The organism is Methanolobus sp. WCC1 (assembly GCF_045690315.1).
Taxonomy (GTDB): domain Archaea; phylum Halobacteriota; class Methanosarcinia; order Methanosarcinales; family Methanosarcinaceae; genus Methanolobus; species Methanolobus tindarius.
The window spans coordinates 580,392-599,469 of sequence record NZ_CP146979.1 but is presented as its reverse complement, the minus strand read 5'-3'; the positions used below and the strand labels follow the sequence as shown (position 1 = coordinate 599,469).

Annotated in this window: 13 protein-coding genes and 2 tRNA genes; 5 read left to right on the top strand and 10 right to left on the bottom strand. The window is 38.3% G+C overall.

All coding sequences use genetic code 11. The features are described 5' to 3' along the window. Positions 1-58 precede the first annotated feature (58 nt). Together V7O61_RS03060 and V7O61_RS03055 are read left to right on the top strand one after the other, a co-directional pair. Positions 59-808: a hypothetical protein gene (locus V7O61_RS03060; protein WP_407282762.1), complete on the top strand. Its 750-nt coding sequence runs from the start codon at positions 59-61 to the stop codon at positions 806-808. A 174-nt stretch (positions 809-982) separates the two neighbouring features. Next, complete coding sequence (locus V7O61_RS03055; RefSeq protein ID WP_407282763.1) at positions 983-2,272, top strand: PIN domain-containing protein; 1,290 nt, start codon at positions 983-985, stop codon at positions 2,270-2,272. Positions 2,273-2,311: 39 nt separating this feature from the next. On the opposite strand, the gene V7O61_RS03050 is transcribed toward V7O61_RS03055, so the two are convergent. The 6 genes from V7O61_RS03050 to V7O61_RS03025 form a co-directional block, all read right to left on the bottom strand. Further along, on the bottom strand, positions 2,312-2,452 hold the full coding sequence (locus V7O61_RS03050; RefSeq protein WP_407282764.1) for a hypothetical protein: 141 nt from the start codon (positions 2,450-2,452) through the stop codon (positions 2,312-2,314). 66 nt (positions 2,453-2,518) lie between these two features. Next, positions 2,519-2,590, bottom strand: a tRNA-Gly gene (locus V7O61_RS03045). A 91-nt stretch (positions 2,591-2,681) separates the two neighbouring features. Next, entirely contained in the window at positions 2,682-4,664 is a 1,983-nt protein-coding gene (uvrB, locus tag V7O61_RS03040; protein ID WP_407282765.1) for an excinuclease ABC subunit UvrB, read from the bottom strand. Positions 4,665-4,811: 147 nt separating this feature from the next. Continuing rightward, positions 4,812-5,135 (bottom strand): TIGR00304 family membrane protein, encoded by a 324-nt coding sequence (locus tag V7O61_RS03035; protein WP_288069158.1) that lies wholly within the window; start codon positions 5,133-5,135, stop codon positions 4,812-4,814. Then, entirely contained in the window at positions 5,135-5,371 is a 237-nt protein-coding gene (locus tag V7O61_RS03030; RefSeq protein WP_407282766.1) for a TIGR00304 family membrane protein, read from the bottom strand. Before V7O61_RS03030 ends, V7O61_RS03035 begins: the two co-directional genes overlap by 1 nt. A gap of 85 nt (positions 5,372-5,456) precedes the next feature. Continuing rightward, positions 5,457-6,410 carry a hypothetical protein gene (locus V7O61_RS03025; RefSeq protein WP_023844515.1) on the bottom strand — a complete coding sequence of 318 codons (954 nt, stop codon included), beginning with the start codon at positions 6,408-6,410 and terminating at the stop codon, positions 5,457-5,459. Between the two features lie 620 nt (positions 6,411-7,030). Here V7O61_RS03025 and V7O61_RS03020 point away from each other — a divergent pair. The 3 genes from V7O61_RS03020 (at position 7,031) to V7O61_RS03010 (ending at position 9,546) form a co-directional block, all read left to right on the top strand. Further along, positions 7,031-8,266: a proteasome-activating nucleotidase gene (locus V7O61_RS03020; RefSeq protein ID WP_023844516.1), complete on the top strand. Its 1,236-nt coding sequence runs from the start codon at positions 7,031-7,033 to the stop codon at positions 8,264-8,266. 85 nt (positions 8,267-8,351) lie between these two features. Further along, positions 8,352-8,429 (top strand) — tRNA-Glu (locus V7O61_RS03015). A 139-nt stretch (positions 8,430-8,568) separates the two neighbouring features. Next, on the top strand, positions 8,569-9,546 hold the full coding sequence (locus V7O61_RS03010) for a hypothetical protein (protein WP_407282767.1): 978 nt from the start codon (positions 8,569-8,571) through the stop codon (positions 9,544-9,546). A gap of 109 nt (positions 9,547-9,655) precedes the next feature. Here V7O61_RS03010 and V7O61_RS03005 read toward each other — a convergent pair whose 3' ends face one another. The 4 genes from V7O61_RS03005 to V7O61_RS02990 form a co-directional block, all read right to left on the bottom strand. Continuing rightward, the gene (locus V7O61_RS03005; protein WP_407282768.1) at positions 9,656-11,203 is read right to left on the bottom strand and encodes an ATP-binding protein; all 1,548 of its coding nucleotides are present in this window, start codon (positions 11,201-11,203) and stop codon (positions 9,656-9,658) included. Continuing rightward, positions 11,200-11,574 carry a response regulator gene (locus tag V7O61_RS03000; protein WP_407282769.1) on the bottom strand — a complete coding sequence of 125 codons (375 nt, stop codon included), beginning with the start codon at positions 11,572-11,574 and terminating at the stop codon, positions 11,200-11,202. The genes V7O61_RS03005 and V7O61_RS03000 overlap by 4 nt, the downstream gene beginning before the upstream one ends. Continuing rightward, positions 11,571-13,778, bottom strand: coding sequence for an ATP-binding protein (locus V7O61_RS02995; protein ID WP_407282770.1), 2,208 nt, complete (start codon positions 13,776-13,778; stop codon positions 11,571-11,573). The genes V7O61_RS03000 and V7O61_RS02995 overlap by 4 nt, the downstream gene beginning before the upstream one ends. 226 nt (positions 13,779-14,004) lie before the next feature. Then, positions 14,005-18,618, bottom strand: coding sequence for a Cache 3/Cache 2 fusion domain-containing protein (locus V7O61_RS02990; protein WP_407282771.1), 4,614 nt, complete (start codon positions 18,616-18,618; stop codon positions 14,005-14,007). Between the last annotated feature and the right edge of the window lie 460 nt (positions 18,619-19,078).

Here is a 19,078-nt window from a genome sequence, read left to right as displayed (position 1 = left end):
GCATAAATCTGATAAAAAAAACATTACGTTTTTAAGTAATGTTTTCATAAGTAATTTTGTGTCGAACAGTCTAACAGTACATAGAATTGAGAATATTTGTTCTGAATTCAAAAATTTACTTGATTTTGCATTCGATAATCAGAAAGAGTTAAGCGATTGGAGTGAAGATAAGGGTTCTATTCCCAAAACAAGTGTCAAATACAATGGTAAAAAATATGGATTTATACATTATAACGTTAGTTCAGCTTCACGGTTGATAATGGAACCAATTTATGTCATTGAAAAAATTGAAAACTTTTTTGAATATTATGACAGAGGATATTCTAAAGTTGATTCTTTTCAATTGTTGATTGATTCTGATTATAAGCATGTTTACATATTTGCACCAAAAAAAGTTGCTAGTAGCTTTACTAAATTAGCAAATAAAGAAAAAAAACTGTCTTGTAGTGACATACCTTTTAACTTTTCATCTATATTACATCTGGAAAAACTTATTAGTGCATGGGGTTTTTGGGAAACATCAGATGGTGCTATTACCAAAATAGCAAGATTTGGAAGAGATGTTACTACTGAAATAGCTGATGATGAATATTCATCAATTACTTCTATGAATATTGATTATGAATATATGGAAAAAACTGTTCAGCTAATTCTTAATTCAGAAGGCAGGATTTCAACCCAAAATAAGTTAAGTAACTTAGATATGATTAGTATCTATAACGAAATATCGCATAAATTAACTCAAAATACAACCAATTTAAAAAATGTATCAAAACGTTCTAAATTAGTTACATTTGATGATTTTTGATGAGTAGGACGCTCTTCCTACTGTATCCTAGACATATGCTCCTTATACCGAAGGATTGTTCGACGTATGGAATCAAGTTACAAATTGATTTTTGACTTGATTTTAAAAAGGGAGTAATTATATGATGCTACTTATCAAAAAACATATATTGTTATAATTTTAAAATCTGTATAAATGAAAGGTAATTCCGCATATACTAATAAACAAGATCCACCAGTTGAAACTAACGAATGTTTCTATTTGTTTTTGGATACTAATTTGTTTTACAGTAAAAAAATCACATATAGTATTTTCAACATAAGATTGTTAAATGATTTGTTATCTATTCGGGATAATTTTAATAATATCTTTGGAGGATATCGGAAAATAGAGATTCTCATTCCCAAATTAGTTCTTGATGAAATATATGCTATTAAAACACATTTAATTCAATCTGAGATTAGTAAATTTCAGAGAACTATTGAACATCTTGATGAAAGAAAATTATCTGGTTTATTAGAATACACATATGAACACATTCATTCTAAACTTGAATCTAAAGGGTCATATTTTTTGTCATGGCGGAAAATTGTAGTTGTTCCTTATTGCAATAATAATTATTTACCTACAATCATTGAAAAATCGGTTCATAAACATTTACCATTTAAACCATTTTTTGACCAAAAAAAGAATCGATATGTGGGTGATAATGGATTCAAAGATACTGTTATATGGTACTCAATTATTGACTATGTTAAAAATGAGTGTACTAATAATACTAATCACGTTTTCTTTTTGACTAATAATGAAAAAGATTTTAAATCAGAATCAACTCTTTTGGAATTTAAAGAATACACAGGTAATGATATTGAAATAATTGATTTTAAAAGTACCAATCCAAATGTAAACAACACTGAATTTAAATCATTTTTAAATCTGATATTGGATAAATCAAACATACCAATTCCTGTAAAGCTAGAATCCGTTATTGTATCTCATACCATAATAGATAATGTTGTAACAATAACTTCTATTATAGTTGAACCTCTCTCGGTTAATCTCAAGTCGATGGTATATATAGAAGAAGAGTTCCCTTATTTAGATGATGGCAATATAACTTTTTTAAATGAGCTCATAACTAAAATATTGTTGAAATTTAGATTTGATGTTTCAGATTTGACTTTTGTGTATCAACATTCTGAACTAGATTCCGTTCATTTTGATTTATCTCAATACATGTTTCATGTCGAAATTAGTGGAATAACCCTCTATTATAATGATGGGTTTGAGATGACTTGGTACTGTTCAATTACAGTATATGAAAGTCAAGAACAATATTATGATCCCAGCGAATTTAAAGATAATTATGAATGGTTTTTAAGTGAGGCTTTTGATTCTGTGTATAAATTTTTAATAGATAGCGGGATTGAAAATGTCACAATGGATATGATTGATTATGAATACTTCCAAGATGCTGATATATAGTGTAATTGGGTATTTGTATAAATCATACTACTGGTTATGTTAATTATCTGAAATCAATTCAGGAACACAAGAGAGGTACTCTTTCCTCACAAGTTCCGGATCAAATTCCAGGTAATTATTTGCCCAGGTCTTTTTCTTTAATGAATCTCCTCTAAGCCATTTGATGTAAACTTCCTGCATTCCTGCTCTAAAAACAAAATAAAACAAAGTCTAGTAACAATCTTAATTTTAAGAAAAAAAATTGAGTGCGCCGACCGGGATTCGAACCCGGGTTTAAGGCTTGGAAGGCCTCAGTCATAGCCACTAAACCACCAGCGCAGTTTGGACACCCAATACAGTGCTTTTTCCAATATAATCTTTTCGCCTGATAATGAATATAATCCGGAATTGTATTTAAAAGAGGAAGCAATCACAGGGAATACTCTTCCCTGAGTTCCTTTATCCTGTCTCGAAGTTCTGCCGCCCTCTCAAATTCAAGATTCTTGGCAGCAAGGTGCATATCAGCCTCAAGGTCAATGATAATATCTTTAATCTCACGCGCCGAAGAATCCTCTGCAATTGCCATCACACCGGAAGCAGGCTGGTATTTCTCACCCTTCACAAGTTCCTTCTGCAGAGCCTTGCGAATTGTAGTTGGCGTAATACCATGCTTCTCGTTAAACTCCATCTGAAGCTTGCGACGCCTCTCGGTTTCACTGATAGCACGCTCCATAGAACCAGTCATATTATCAGCATACAGGATGACACGACCTTCCGAGTTCCTTGAAGCACGTCCGATAGTCTGGATAAGTGAACGCTCCGAGCGCAGGAAACCCTCCTTATCAGCATCCAGTATCGCAACAAAAGAAACCTCAGGAATATCAAGACCCTCTCGCAGCAGGTTAATTCCGATAAGCACATCGAACTCACCTTTTCTCAAATCCCTGACAATCTCCGCACGTTGAAGAGTATCGATATCCGAGTGCATATATCGCACCCTGATGCCCAGCTCCAGAAGATATTCTGTCAAATCCTCGGACATCCTTTTAGTCAGAGTCGTCACAAGAGTCCTGAATCCTTTCGCAGTTACCTTGCGAATCTCACCGATAAGGTCATCCACCTGATTCTCAACCGGCCGGACAGTAATTTCAGGATCAACAAGGCCTGTAGGACGAATAATCTGCTCAACCACAGCCTTGCTTTTCTCAACCTCATACTCCGCAGGAGTTGCAGAAACATAAATAACATTGTCAAGCTGCCTCTCAAACTCATCATAACGCAGCGGCCTGTTATCAAGAGCCGAAGGCAACCTGAAACCGTACTCTACCAGTGACTGCTTCCTTGCCCTGTCACCGTTGTGCATTCCGCGTACCTGCGGGATGGTTACATGTGATTCATCAATAACCAGAAGATAATCATCAGGGAAGAAATTAAGCAGGGAAGATGGAGGCTCGCCGGGGCGGCGGCCGTCAAAGTGCCGGGAGTAATTCTCAATACCACTGCAATAACCAAGCTCACGGATCATCTCCATGTCAAACTTGGTCCTCTGTTCCAGTCTCTGAGCTTCAAGCAAACGATTCTCCGACTTCAGCACAGCCAGCCTGTCATGAAGTTCAGCTTCAATTGTGCCCAGAGCCTTGTCAATATATTCCTCTGGCATAACGAAGTGTTTGGCAGGATAGATACCGATTGTCTCACCCTGAAGCACTTCTTCCAGCACTTTTCCAGCCAGAGTATCAAAATAAGCAATCCTGTCAATCTCATCACCAAAAAGCTCGACTCTTATCCCTTCCTTCTCCTGTGCCGGAAATATTTCAATCGTATCCCCACGCAAACGGAAAGTACCCTGTGTAAAATCAATATCATTCCTTTCATACTGAATATTGATAAGTGATTCAAGGAAAGCAGGTCTGTCAATCTCCATTCCGGGAGTGAGCATCGCAGACATAGCTCTCCACTCATCAGGAGAACCGAGGTTGTAGATGCAGGAAACACTGGAAACCACAATAACATCTTTGCGCTCCAGCAGAGCTTTGGTTGCCGAAAGTCTCAGCCTGTCTATTTCTTCGTTGATTGACGCATCCTTTTCGATATAAGTATCAGTTGTAGGCAGGTAAGCCTCAGGCTGGTAATAATCGTAATAACTGACAAAATACTCAACGGCATTATCCGGGAAGAATTCCCGGAACTCAGAAAATAGCTGTGCAGCAAGGGTTTTGTTGTGTGCTATCACAAGAGTTGGTTTTTGCACATTCTGTATGACATTGGCTACTGTGAAGGTCTTTCCTGAACCTGTCACACCGAGCAATGTCTGGTGTTTCTTTCCTGCGAGCATACCTTCTGTAAGCTGGGAAATTGCCTTGGGCTGATCACCCTTCGGACTGTATTCAGAAACTAGTTTGAAAGGACGCATCAATATGTGTATTGAGCCGAAAGCCTATAAACGTATTCACAGGCGAAGTGCATGCGTATTTCATTTCTAAAAACAGGATTTCACCGGTAAACAATATCACTGCCTCACAACACGATTCACAGGCATGTCATGAAATAATCCCCAAGTTCACCGGGAGAATATCAGGAAATACAACAGCATCAGCACAATTGCCAGTATCATCAGTGTCTGGGCACTCTTATTGTCCGAACCGATTATAATCGGAATTGGCCCTATCATAATAAGACCGCTTCCTCTTACCTCTGTTTTATCAGAAACTGGCCCATAATCATCACCTGGATTAGAAGGGGCATAATAAGCTGAATTTGAATTTAAAGAGTATTCATCCTTTTTTTCAGCATTCTGAGAGTTAGACACACCTGAAATGAAGATTAAAATAAAACCTGCAATGATCAACAGCATCCCTAATAATATCAAGCTACCACCAAGCATCACAGTCTCCTCCTTGCTAACAGATAGATCACAGCTATCAGGACACCTGCCCAGAGCATGGATGACGTAATTTCCGGAGATGATCCAAATGCAATTGGTACCGGACCTATCATGACAAGGCCACCAAAATCGCCACTGCCACTGAAAGAAGAAAGTATTACACCGGCAAAAACAAGGAAAAATCCAAGGAATATGAGTAGTGAACCCAGTTGTGAAAGCTCCTGTGGCGAACGCATGAGAATCAGTATGTTAAAGGTCTGTTAAATAAGTAACAGTAAAAGGATATTGTTTTTAAAAAATAAATATCCCTAAAAAGAAAAGTTAGTACTGGAACCTATAATCCTGAGGCATTGATGCCATCTGGTCAATGCCCATATCGGATTCGGGTTCAAGCTCGTCTGCAATGTAGCGGTACTCACGCTGTGTCCTGTTTCCCCTGCGTGCAAGAATGTTCTTGCGGAACATACGAGAGAGATATGTAGACACTGTACTCTGTTTTATTTCACCGTAAATACGCTCGTACTGCTTCTGAATATCCTGTGATGAGAACCAGATTCTCGGGTATTCGTACTTCAGGAAGAGTTCCAGACGTTCATTGATTGTCAGTGAATTGTCATTCATCCTGTCATGAAGTGAAGGAACCTTGCGTTGTGGTGCTGCCTGTCGCTGAACCTGTAACGGAGCTTCAATATTAGGTACAGCCGACATCATCTGTTGGTTAGGATTCATTGTTTGGCGGACCGTAGATGACAGTGGTGGTGTCGGCTGTCCATACCCATATTGCTGAACCCCCACAGGAGGTAGAGTGTTGGGTTGTATATATTGCGGCGGCAATTGATAATCATTAATTGTATTCGGAACTGAATTCTGTCCCGGTTGTGGTGCATAAGCCTGCCTGAACTGTTGAGTTTGTGGCGGCACAGGCTGTGCAGGAATCTGTGTTTGCTGTACCGGCATCTGTGAATACTGTTGCTGGTACTGCTGTGATTGATTCACCTGCTGCGCTGGCTGTTGAGAAATAACAGGAGGCTGCTGAACAAATTGTGGTTGGTATACATTCTGTCCGGCAATATTTTCCTGAGAATTAGTAGTATTAGAAGGAGCTAATGCATTTTGCATCATGTTAGGTGAATTGGACGAAGGTTCGGAAATAGTTCTAGTCTCGTCTGCATATATGTTCAGGAATGCCAACTGACTGTGCCTGTCAGCAATCCCGAACTCGGCGCTTGCTTTTTTAGTGCCATCGTCGTTGATGATCTCAAGCCGAACCTTCATCCTTTTTGCCTCTTTGCGGATCCATTCATCCCCTCAGATGTAGTGATGGATTCACAAAACCATTTATCCCCTCAGACTCATGGTGTTGCTCATTAATCTTGATCCGTTATCTTGTGAATACATCAGGAACACACTGTTTCTCTGTGCTTCACAATACATACATGGGTTTAATATTATATAAATATTTGCTCTAATAATATGTATCAACATGTTTTAAAGTAAATCAAAGCAATAATAGAGCTTTATTTAAAAATTTAAACATTCAATACACATTGAAGACAAATCACACAATTCGTCTACAATACAACAACTGCAATAATAATAGATAAATATTTCGTTTTTTGTCGAATTTAACAGTAATTATGTGTGTTGAAAAAACAGAAACAGATTTTAAGCTTTATTAAAGCCAATTAAATGGTTATTAAGTATTTTTTATCAAAATAAAAGTCAAAGGAAGCACAAAAAGAATACAAAACTGTTTTTTGTGATAAGCTTAAAAAAGACATTTCAGGCCATTTTAGCAATATGAGAGGTAGTACAAAAATAAAGATGCTGCGAACAAAAGCATGATGCATTGGTGCAGTCGCCTTTATATCCAATGATACCCATAGTAAGCCCCTATGTCAAATAGTAGTGCTGAATCACCAATTGACAATATTAGTTCAAAGATAAAGACTCAGATAGAGTCCAATTCTCTTGACGAAAAAGATGTGGAGACCTTACTCCATGAAATTGAATTACTTAAAGTCAATAACGAAAACATGCGGGCAAAGTTGCTTGAAGCAAGCATGCTGGCAAACAATTATCTTGAAGAGACAAGCAAGCTCAAGAGACAGATAGAGCAGCTCACAACCCCACCACTTTTCATCGCCACAGTCATGGAAGTTGACAACGGAACGGCACTTATCAGACAGCATGGGAACAACCAGGAAGTTGTGACCAAGATACCAGCCAATATTAATGTTGAGGCAGGTATGAGAGTTTGCGTGAATGCCGCATTCTCTATTATATCTATCATCTCCAGAGCTGCGGACGTGCGTGCCCAGGTTATGGAGCTTATCAACTCTCCGGGAATCGACTATGACATGATAGGCGGCCTTGATGATGTCCTGAAAGAGGTTATCGAATCTGTGGAACTTCCACTTGTTGAGCCGGAGTTGTTCGAGAAGATAGGAATTGAGCCTCCAACAGGTGTGCTGATGTACGGCGCTCCGGGAACAGGTAAGACCCTTATCGCAAAGGCTGTTGCTTCAAGAGCAAATGCTACATTTATCAGGATGTCAGGTTCAGACCTTGTGCAGAAGTTTGTCGGAGAGGGCGCACGCCTTGTAAAAGATGTGTTCCAGATGGCTCGCGACAAGTCCCCATCCATCCTTTTCATTGATGAGATTGATGCTGTGGGTGGCATGCGTACACACGACGGTACCACAGGTTCTGCGGAAGTGAATCGTACCATGCTTCAGCTCCTTGCTGAGATGGATGGTTTTGATGCAACCAGGAATGTTAAGGTCATTGCCGCAACCAACAGGATAGATCTTCTTGACCCTGCACTGCTTCGTCCAGGAAGATTTGACCGTGTTATTGAGGTTCCACTCCCTGATGAGAAGGGACGCTTTGAGATTTTCAAGATTCACACCCGCAAGATGAACATGGCCGAGGATGTGGACTTTGAGAAACTCGCAAAGATGACAAACGGCCTCAGTGGTGCAGATATTAAGATTATCACAAAGGAAGCCGGAATGTTCGTTCTCAGAAGACGCGGAGACAGCATCAAAATGCAGGATCTCCTTGACGCTTATGAGAAAGTCGTTTCCGAGGAAGAAGAACAAACTTCCCCATACAGTATGTTTGCATAAATCGCAAGCATACACCCTTTTTCATCAAACGAAAGATTAATATGCTTTGAGTGACTTTCAAGGGTGCTGACAAGCAAAGCAGATTGCTCCGATAGTGTAGCACGGCCAATCATGCAGGACTCTCACTCCTGCGACTGGGGTTCGAATCCCCATCGGAGCACCAAAAATTTTTTTGATATACTAATTCTCATTTTTCTGGTAATAAAGTCTTTAAAAGGATGAAACATAGTTTTATCTTGTATACCCCCAAACTAAAACCCAAATATCAAAAATATTTACTATAAGACCATAAAGGCAAGATAGTGATTATAAACGACGATTTCATAGAGAAATTTGGGTTTGAATTAGTAATACCCATCATACTTTCATACCTTGGATATAGATTTAAAATATTTTATGACACCAAGATACATAACAAAGAAAAAAATACATACATCCATTTTTTAAAAACTAACGACCATATAAGAGAAACATATTTCAGCTTATCTAAAATAAGCGCTACAAGATTTGTACAGTTTGTATATATTTACTTAGGACTTCTCTTAAGTCTTTCTTATTTTAAACTATTAGTATATGCAACTGACACCATATTAGCCATAATAAAATATTTTGATTCAATTCCATTAATGAATGATTTACTGCTGTATTGTACGAGAGATATTACTTCAGTAGATAAATTCTGGATTGTATCATTGTATCTATTATTAGCAATTACACCCTTATTTATAGTTGCTTTATTTGTTTGTAAATATAAAATAAAACACTATTTAAGAGACGGAACACAAACAATATCGTATGAAGTACTTATATTTCACTTTATAGGAAGCACTTTATTTGGCCTTATTATTGGATGCAACATAATAATAAATTTATTAATCTATTACTTGATTCTCATTGATTTAGGATTTGAAAGCATCACATCAACATTATTATATGAAAAAATAGGTTATCTCATAGCATTTTATAGAGGCGATTCTGACACAATAATAATTATAGGAGTTTTGATAAGTTTCTTAATATGCATGATAATACAAAACAAAATGAAAAAATTATTAGATAACATCAACACGCGAATTATTAACTTCCGTATAAATGAATATCCATATGTAATTATTAAAAAGGAATCAGAAGAGATTAAAGGAAATATAAAAAATATATTTGATAGCAAACTCATCGAACTGTCTGATAGTAATTCTACAAAAGTAACTTCATGGAAAAATATAACCACTATTGAAATGACAGAACATCATGAAGATAAAAAACCAGAGTATATTTGGTAATCCAACAGGCTTTAAATCCTACAATCACCCAGTCAAATCAACATCGCTGAATGTTGCGTCAACACCCAGCCGACTCCTCATCCACTTCTCCCACATATTGCTTCACCTATCAACAAATACCCTGATCTTCAATTGTAAATGTAAAAGTGCTTCCTTTTCCTTCTTCGCTTTCTACTCGGACAGATCCATTGTGCATTTCAACAAACCATTTTACAAGAGTGAGTCCAAGGCCGGTGCCGCTATATCTCCTTGTATTTGACGTATCTGCCTGGATGAAAGGGTCAAATATGTGTTTTAGCTTATTTTCAGGAATTCCAATTCCTGTATCGGATACAGAAACACGAAGTGAAGAATCTTTTTTCTCAGCAGCAACAATGACTTTCCCATAATCGGAAGTAAATTTTATTGCGTTACTCAGGAGATTGGACATAATTAGTTTAAATTTCAGCCTGTCGGCATACATTTCATCAACCTTGATATCACAATCAAATCTAAGATCAATGTTTTTTTCAAACGCCATAGAAGAACTCACTGCAAAAACCTCATCCAGCACCTCCATAACAGAAAACTTCTCACATTCAAGTTCCATCCTGCACGTTTCCAGTTTAGATACATTGAGAATATCATTTATAATCTCAAGAAGATGTTTTCCACTTTTTGCAATGTGGTTTACGTATCCAAGCTGGTTACTATTAAGATCTCCGGCTATTCCGGCACACAAAACATCAGAAAATCCAATAATAGCAGTAAGAGGAGTACGTAATTCATGACTCATATTATCAAGGAATTCTGACTTTGCCCTGCTAAGGGATTCTGCTTCTAATTTAGAATTCAACAATTGTTTTTCAGCTTGTTTACGTTCCGTAACATCCCTGAAAACCAGAGTATACCCCATAGTTTCCCCACTCTCATTAATATTAGGAGAAACAGTACCCTCCAAATAAATAAAATCATCTTCATTTTTAGCGACTCGGGTCTCAAAAACATTGTGGGAATCAGACTTAATATTGGTCACATCAAAACTCATGGAATCCGGTAATTTTTCCCCAGGTTTTATCCCACAATCAATAACCTTTGAAATCTTACGATTACGGAAAGTTACGTAAAGCTCTGGATCAACAACAACTACACAATCACACATATTTTCCAGGACAGTATTCAGGAAACTTGTGGTCTTTTCAAGTTCACTGTATTTATCCTCAAGCTTTCTGAAAACACGTTCACTGTATTGTTTATAATATTCTTCATCAGTGACAATTATTTTTTCTTTGGGTTTGATCAAACCAGCTTCATATTCATCCAGAACATTTTGTATTTCCTGTAACAATTCATTAGGTTCTGCAGGCTTAACAATAAAACGTGATGCACCAAGAGATTTTGCAAGCAGGTGGTCATTTTCGCTAACATAATGAGCAGTATAAAACACAAATGGGATATCTTTCGTTTCAGGATTATTCTTCACTTCCTTGATTAGTGTAAAGCCATCCATTTTTGGCATCATAATATCAGATATGATAAGACCTGGTTTTGATTTCTTTAAAAAATCCAGTGCCTCCTTACCATTGGTTACTTCAACTGCTTCATAATCATTCGATACCAGAATTTTGACAAGCAACTTCCTGGAATTAATATTATCATCCACTACAAGCACTTTCATGATTGCATCCTTTCTATTATTTTTTCAATATCATTCATTATCGTCAGTGGGTTGATTGGTTTCTCAAAATAACCATTGCATCCTGCCTGTAGTATCTTTTCACGATCACCTGCCATGGCATACGACGTAATAGCAATGATGGGAATTTTTTCCAGTGATTCAATTCTGCGTATACGCCTGGTAGTTTCAAGTCCGTCTATATCAGGAAGCATAATATCCATCAAAATCATATCCGGCTTTTCAGTACCGGCTTTTTCAACTCCTTCCTCACCTGTCACAGCACCAATTGTTTCGTAACCGTGCCTTTTTAACACCATGTTTATCAGTTTCATGTTGTTTGGATTATCTTCTACAACAAGAACTTTGTTCATACCTGCTCCTCCTGCCTAATAGGAATATGTAAAGTGAATGTGCTGCCTTCCCCGTATTTGCTGCTGACATACAGAGTACCTTTAAGAACTTCACGTACAAGTTTATCTGTGAGGTACAAACCAAGACCAGTGCCTGATGTTGAATCTGTAAGATGCGATTCAAGTCTGGTGAAAGCTTTAAAGAGTTTCTGAAGGTCTTCTTCTTTTATTCCGATACCCGTATCGTTAATAGAAATATCAACAAAATTATCATCAGGTTTAACCTCAAGCTCAACAGTGCCTTTTTCAGAATATTTCACCGCATTTGAAAGCAGGTTTATGATACACTGAAGCAGACGCCTACGGTCAGAATAGACAACAATATCAGGAACCTCAATTTTTAGCTCAAGGTCTTTCTCTTCTGCATCATTTCTGATGAGGGAGGCAGCCTCATCTATTACATCCCCAAGATTGAACTCTTCAGTGTAGACTTCAAGTTTTCCGGCCTCTATTTTTGAAATATCAATTACATCATTTATGAGAGATAGCAGATGTTTTCCAGACGAAAGAACAATCTGAAGTTGTTCCTTTTGCTCAGAATTTAATTCCCCGGACCATCCTTCAAGGAGAACACTTGAAAATCCGATAATAGAATTAAGAGGCGTACGCAGTTCATGGGAAGTACTGGCGATAAACATCGATTTTAGCCTATCCAGCTCTTGCAAACGAATATTTGCCTTTTTAAGTTCCTCTGAAGTTTTATTTAGATCCTGTACAATGCTAACCAGTTCCTGCTGACTGGACTGAAGATCTGCTGTACGTTCCTCCACTATTTTTTCAAGATGGTTCCTGTAATTCAGTAACTCTTCTTCAGCATGTTTGCGTTTTGTGACATTTCTAAAATATCCGATAACCCCGTCAATCTTATTGCCATTATCATATCTTGGAACATAGGTTCCCTCAAAAAACTCTGTGTTCCCTTCTTTTGTAGTTAAAGAGGATTCAAAATGCTGCAATTTGCCTGTTTCCATCACTTCTTTTTTGATTATGGCAAGTTTGTCTGCTTCATCTTCAGGCAAAAAAGAATAATCTGTTTTTCCAAGCATTTCTTCTTCTGGCAGACCTAGTGGAGAATTTACCGCAAATAAATACTTTAGTTGTTTATCCTGCATCACAATATAATCAGGAGTATTTGAAGCAACGATCTTGAATCGGCTTTCACTTTCCCTCAGTTTTCCCTCGGTTTCCTTCTGCTTTTCAATCTCAGATTCAAGATGCAGGTTAGCTACCCTCAAGTCCTCTGTTTTCTTATTTACCTGCCACCTGAATGTAACACTTAAAAGAAAAAGAGCTGCAATGAGAAATATACCAATACCAAATGCAGGAAGCACCCACTCTGGAATAACTTCCTGCTGATCATTTTCTGCTAAAAGATAGTAGTCAATTAAAGCATAATACTGCGAGTTTTTATCCTCCTTCATTTCATGGAGGGTTCTGTCAATACCTTCTATAAGAATAGGATTAATTGTAGCATTTTTATGGAATGCAAATCTTAGTTCAATTGGATTAAAAATGATATATGTCCGCTCAACATCAAATTTGTTTTTTTCACTCTCTGCAAAAAGCCTGTTCACAACACCGGCATCAACTGATTTGGAATCAAGGGAAATAAACACATCTCTATATGAAGTAACCTCCACAAAAGTACAATTAATCTCAAAGCTTTCTGTAAGAGCTTTGATTCCCCGTTCACCTTCGGTGTGAATACTGCCATTCATTACAGCTACTTTTTTACCTTCAAGGTCAGTAAGACTGGCAATTGTACTATCATGAGTAGTATAAACAATACCCCAGTTATTGAACACCGTTTCATTATTGAAATCGTATAAATTTGCCCTGTTTTCGGAATAAGCGACATCCACCATGACATCAATATCGCCGGATTCCAGCCGTTTAAGGCATGTGTTCCAGTCCCCGAAAACATACTCTACATTCCAGCTTTCATTCCGGGCAACCAGTTCTATTATTTCCGGAAAAAAACCTTTGTATTCTCCATTCTCATCTAAATAGACTTTAGGAGGATTATCATAAACACCTACCCTTATAGTCAAACCTTCATTTTCTGAAGAAGAAGCTATTGAAGTCAAAAGAAGAATCAACAAAATAAAAACTGGAATTGACCTTAAAAGTGAGACTATCCGGTCTCCGGTTATATTGTTGATCATCCCATAACACTTCCCCTGAGTGCGAAATAATATATTTTAAAGTATTTATTCAATAATTATTGAAAATATTACTTTAAATTATATATTCTTGAATTGAAGATGATGATTTAAATAATTTAGTATTGCACTGAAAAATAAAAGAATATTTTGCAAAAAAGACATGAAAAGTAATGCAGCCCCTGTCACAGGGCTGCGATTTTCCAACCAGTTCTCAAATTCCACCGAACTAAATCAGTGCATCATTTGAAATGTCAGGATGCAATTCTACTGATGATGGGGAAGAGATAGACTCATCAACATCACCCACAGGTTCATCATTAGCAACAGAAATGCTGGAATCTAGTTTGAACTTGGACACAACCAGTTGCATTCTTGAAGCTACATCTGCAAGCTCCTGAGCTGATTGTGACAGTTCCTGCATGGATGCGGTTTGCTCCTGAACTGAAGCAGAAGCCTGTTGTGCACCTGCTGCAGACTGTTCGGAAATTGTAGAAACCTCATTAACAGAAGAATTAACTTCCTCAATAGAAGCAGATTGTTTTTCAGTGGCTTCAGCAATTTCCTGAACCATCTTCACAATAGTATTTCCGGCCTCAACAACATCACCAATTGCTTTCACAGAATTACCAAGGGACTCCGCTCCCTTATGCACCTCTTCAGAACCTCTCTGCATGGAATTTACAGCATTTTTAGTTCCGCTCTGCATCTGGACAATAAGTTCTGATATTTGCTTTGCAGCATTACCTGAATCCTCAGCAAGCTTACGCACCTCATCAGCCACAACAGCAAATCCTTTTCCGTGTTCCCCAGCCCTTGCAGCCTCAATAGCAGCATTCAGAGCAAGCAGGTTGGTCTGGTCAGCAATGTTTGTAATGAGATTCACAATCTCACCTATCCTGTTGGACTTGGCATCAAGATCAGTGATAACGGAAGAGGAATCGCCCACCGCAGATTTGATACCCTCCATCATATGCATCAGATCCTCCGACATTTCACCAAGACCCTGTATAAGAGTATTCGAGTCAACCGCATTCTTAGAAGCCATCTCTGAATTAATCGCAACATCCTGAACCATACGATTCATATCGACCATCGCATTGGAAACTTCCTCAGCCTTATTAGCCTGAAGCTGTGTACCCATTGAAATTTCATTAACAGTATCAGTTATCTGGTCAGCACTGGACGAAAGTTCCTCAGTAACAGCAGACATTTCCTGCGCAGTGTAAGCGATAGATTCTGCATTCTCAGTCACAAGCGACACAATATCATTCAAGGAATGCCTGCAGTCCTCAACACCCCTGGTAAGTTCCATGAAATCACCGACACCATACACATGGACTTCCCTTGTCAGATCATTGGAAGCAATCGACTCCAGAACCTCACAGGAATCTTCAATAATTCCCTGCAGAGTGTCACCTAAACCATCAAGAGTATCACTAAGAACCCTGAAATCGCCTTTGGTATCAATTTCGATTCTGGTATCAAGATTACCCTGTGAATAAGCAGTAATTACTCTGGAAGCCTCATTCACCGGGTCAACAACAGCATCAAGGCAGTTGTTGAATCCTTCCACTATTTTCAGGTAATCGCCCTGATGCTTTGATGTATCAGCACGAACATCAAGCTGGCCGTTAACTCCTGCACTTGCAAGCATATCGGCATCTGCAACAAGATTATTGATAGCATCAATACAGGTGTTCAGGTTATTCTTAATTGTATTGAAATCACCACAATAAACATCAGTAATCACCGGAGGAATATCACCCTTTGATATCCTGTCAAAGTATTCCGCTGTGATATTCAGAGGACAGATTACAGCATCAAGAGTATTATTCACACCTTCTACAATTGCCCTGTAATCACCCTGCTGTCTGGAAATGTCAGCACGAACATCAAGCCGGCCTTCAATTGCAGCTGAGGAAAGCATATTGACATCGCTAACAAGACCACTGATTGCAATGATACACATGTTCAGATTATTCTTTATTTTATTGAAATCACCATGATAATCTTCAGTGATTTGTGGCGGAATATCGCCATGAGCAATATGTTCAACATAATCCGCTGCTATATATAACGGGTCGATAACAGCATCAAGAGTACCGTTTACACCTTCAATGATAGCACGATAATCACCGTGATGTTTTGAAGCATCAGCACGAACATCAAGTTTACCATCAACAGCTGCAGCTGAAAGCATATTTGAATCAGAAACAAGTGCATTGATAGCATCAATACAACCATTCAGGTTGTCCTTGATCTCATTGAAATCACCACGATAATCTTCAGTGATATGTGGCGGAACATCACCATGAGCAATTCTATCAACATACTCAGCAGCAACATTAAGCGGATTGATTACCGAATCAAGAGTTGCATTCACACCATCAATAATAGCACGATAGTTCCCATCATGTTTTGAGGCATCGGCACGGACATCAAGCTTACCTTCAACTGCTGCAACTGAAAGCAGATTAGCATCAGAAACAAGCTCATTTATGGCATCAATACAGCCATTAAGATTATTCTTGATCTCATTGAAATCACCGCTGTAGTCATCAGTAATATGAGGAGGAATATCTCCATGAGCTATACGATCAACATACTCAGCAGCAACATTAAGAGGACTGATAACTGAATCAAGTGTGTCGTTTACACCATCAATAATAGCACGATAATCACCATGATGTTTTGAAGCATCGGCACGAACATCGAGCTTGCCTTCAACGGCTGCTACTGAAAGCAGGTTAGCATCAGAAACAAGCTCATTTATAGCGTCAATACAGCCATTAAGATTATTCTTGATTTCATTAAAATCACCTCTGTACTCATCAGTTATATGTGGAGGAATGTCACCACGAGAAATACGGTCAACATATTCTGCTGCCACATTAAGTGGACTGATGACAGCATCAAGAGTATTATTCACACCATCAATTATTGCACGGTAGTCACCGTTATGTTTTGAAGCATCGGCACGAACATCAAGCTTACCTTCAACTGCAGCTGCAGAAAGCAGATTAGAATCTGAAATCAGAGCATTAATAGCATCAATACAACCATTCAGGTTATTCTTGATCTCATTGAAGTCTCCATAATATTCATCTGTGATTTGTGGCGGAACGTCACCATGCGCAATGCGGTCAACATACTCAGCAGCAACATTAAGAGGACCGATGACAGCATCAAGAGTGTCATTTACACCATTGATAATAGCACGATAATCACCGTCATGCCTGGAAGCATCAGCACGGACATCAAGCTTGCCTTTTACAGCTGCTCCTGAAAGCATATTTGAATCCTCAATGAGTGCGTTTATAGCATCAATACAACCATTCAGGTTTTTCTTTATCTCATTGAAGTCACCATAATAAGTCTCGGTTATCCTTGGAGGAACATCACCATGCGCAATGCGGTCAACGTACTCGGCTGCCACATTAAGCGGACTGATTACAGCATCGAGGGTATCATTAACACCATTAATGATTGCGCGATAGTCACCATTATGTTTTGAAGCATCGGCACGAACATCAAGCTTACCTTCAACCGCAGCTGCAGAAAGCAAATTAGCATCGCAAACAAGCGCATTAATGGAATCAATACACTGATTCATATTGATTTTTATCTCGTTAAAATCACCATGATATTCATCAGTTATATGAGGAGGAATGTCACCTTTAGAGATACGATCAACATACTCGGCAGCCACATTAAGTGGACTGATAACAGCATCAAGTACCTGATTGAATCCCTTTGGAATTGACACAAAATCAACACCTACATCAGTGCTTGCTCTTCTGTCAAGCTGACCCATCATTGTGGCATTAGCCATATCCTCAAAGTCAGTAACTATCTTCCTGATACAGCCTGATATCGAACTGCTCAAAAGGAAAGCAGCCAGGGCACCAAGAATAATGAATATAAGAACCGCAACTATCAGACTGTTTTTTATAGCCATCAAAGGACCCTGGAATTCTTCAAGATAACTACTTGATACTATGTACCAGTCATTTGGCTCATAATAAGTAAAGCTGGCTATCTTTTCCCGGCCTTCCCAGTCGTATTCGATAGTTCCTTCTTTAGTGGCGATAATTTCTTTTGTAAAATCATAATCATAAATATTCTCGCCTTCTAAACCGGGATGCAACAACAGATTTCCTTCAGAGTCCATTATGTACATATAACCTGTCTCTCCCACAACGATATGGCTCATATGCTCCCTTATGGAATCAATAAAAGGATCTTCCAGCACACCAACGTACAGGATTCCAATAATATCCCCGTCACTACTTTTGATAGGCTCATATGCCGTGAGATACCAGGCGTTGACCACCCATGCTCTTCCGTAAAAAGTCTCACCTTTGTTGACTACTGCATCATAAACCGGTTGTGAGACCGTAGTGCCTACTGCCCTTTCACCCTCATTGTTGACAACATTCGTAGAAACTCGTACAGCTTCCCCGTTCTGAACCTGAAACACAGTGGATGTTCCGCCTACCATATTCTTAATATTATCAACGATCTCATAATTGCCATTGACAACGTAATCTTCCCCTAGCACTAATTGTCCGTCAACAATTGAAGGATCTCCATTTGAATAGAAAACAGACCTTGCAACTCCAAGATCACTATTTATCTTGTCCTGTGCGAGCGAGAAAGTAGAGTCAACATAATCTTTTTCAATTAGCATCTGGCTTTCTAAACTGCCTTCCAGTTGATTCAGAGTTCCTGCTGCTGTTTGTTCATAGGCATAGAAACCAACGATCGTTACCGGCAGTATTGTTAAAAGTAATGCTACTGCCATTATCTTGTGACTGATACGTATTTTATTTAAATCCACCTAACCACCCTTTGAGAGAAATATATTTTTCAAAGTTTTACCCAAAGATTGACATTGCATCTCTTGCTTCAATGTAAAACATAGCATGCGCGTGATTATCCTGATGAATAACATATAATTTAATTTAAGAAAAGGAAGGAACATCCGGTCGAAAATTATGCGGAGATATCTATATGACACCCGAGAAAAACAGACGAAAATATTTAATCCGCATAAGCATGTTTCATGTCGAAAACACGAAGCATAGTGTAAACTCTGCTGTACCATCAAGTCCATTACCTCCTTGACTATAAATTATAAATTATACAACTGTGAGTGCACGCACTCTTCTAAAAATAAGTAAGAATAATATATAAATCCATGCAATAAAATATAAATAATACTATTTAGCAAATAAAATATAGATGAGCATATAAAAATGGTGCTGCTTCTACTATATCCGCTAAAAAAACATTCAATC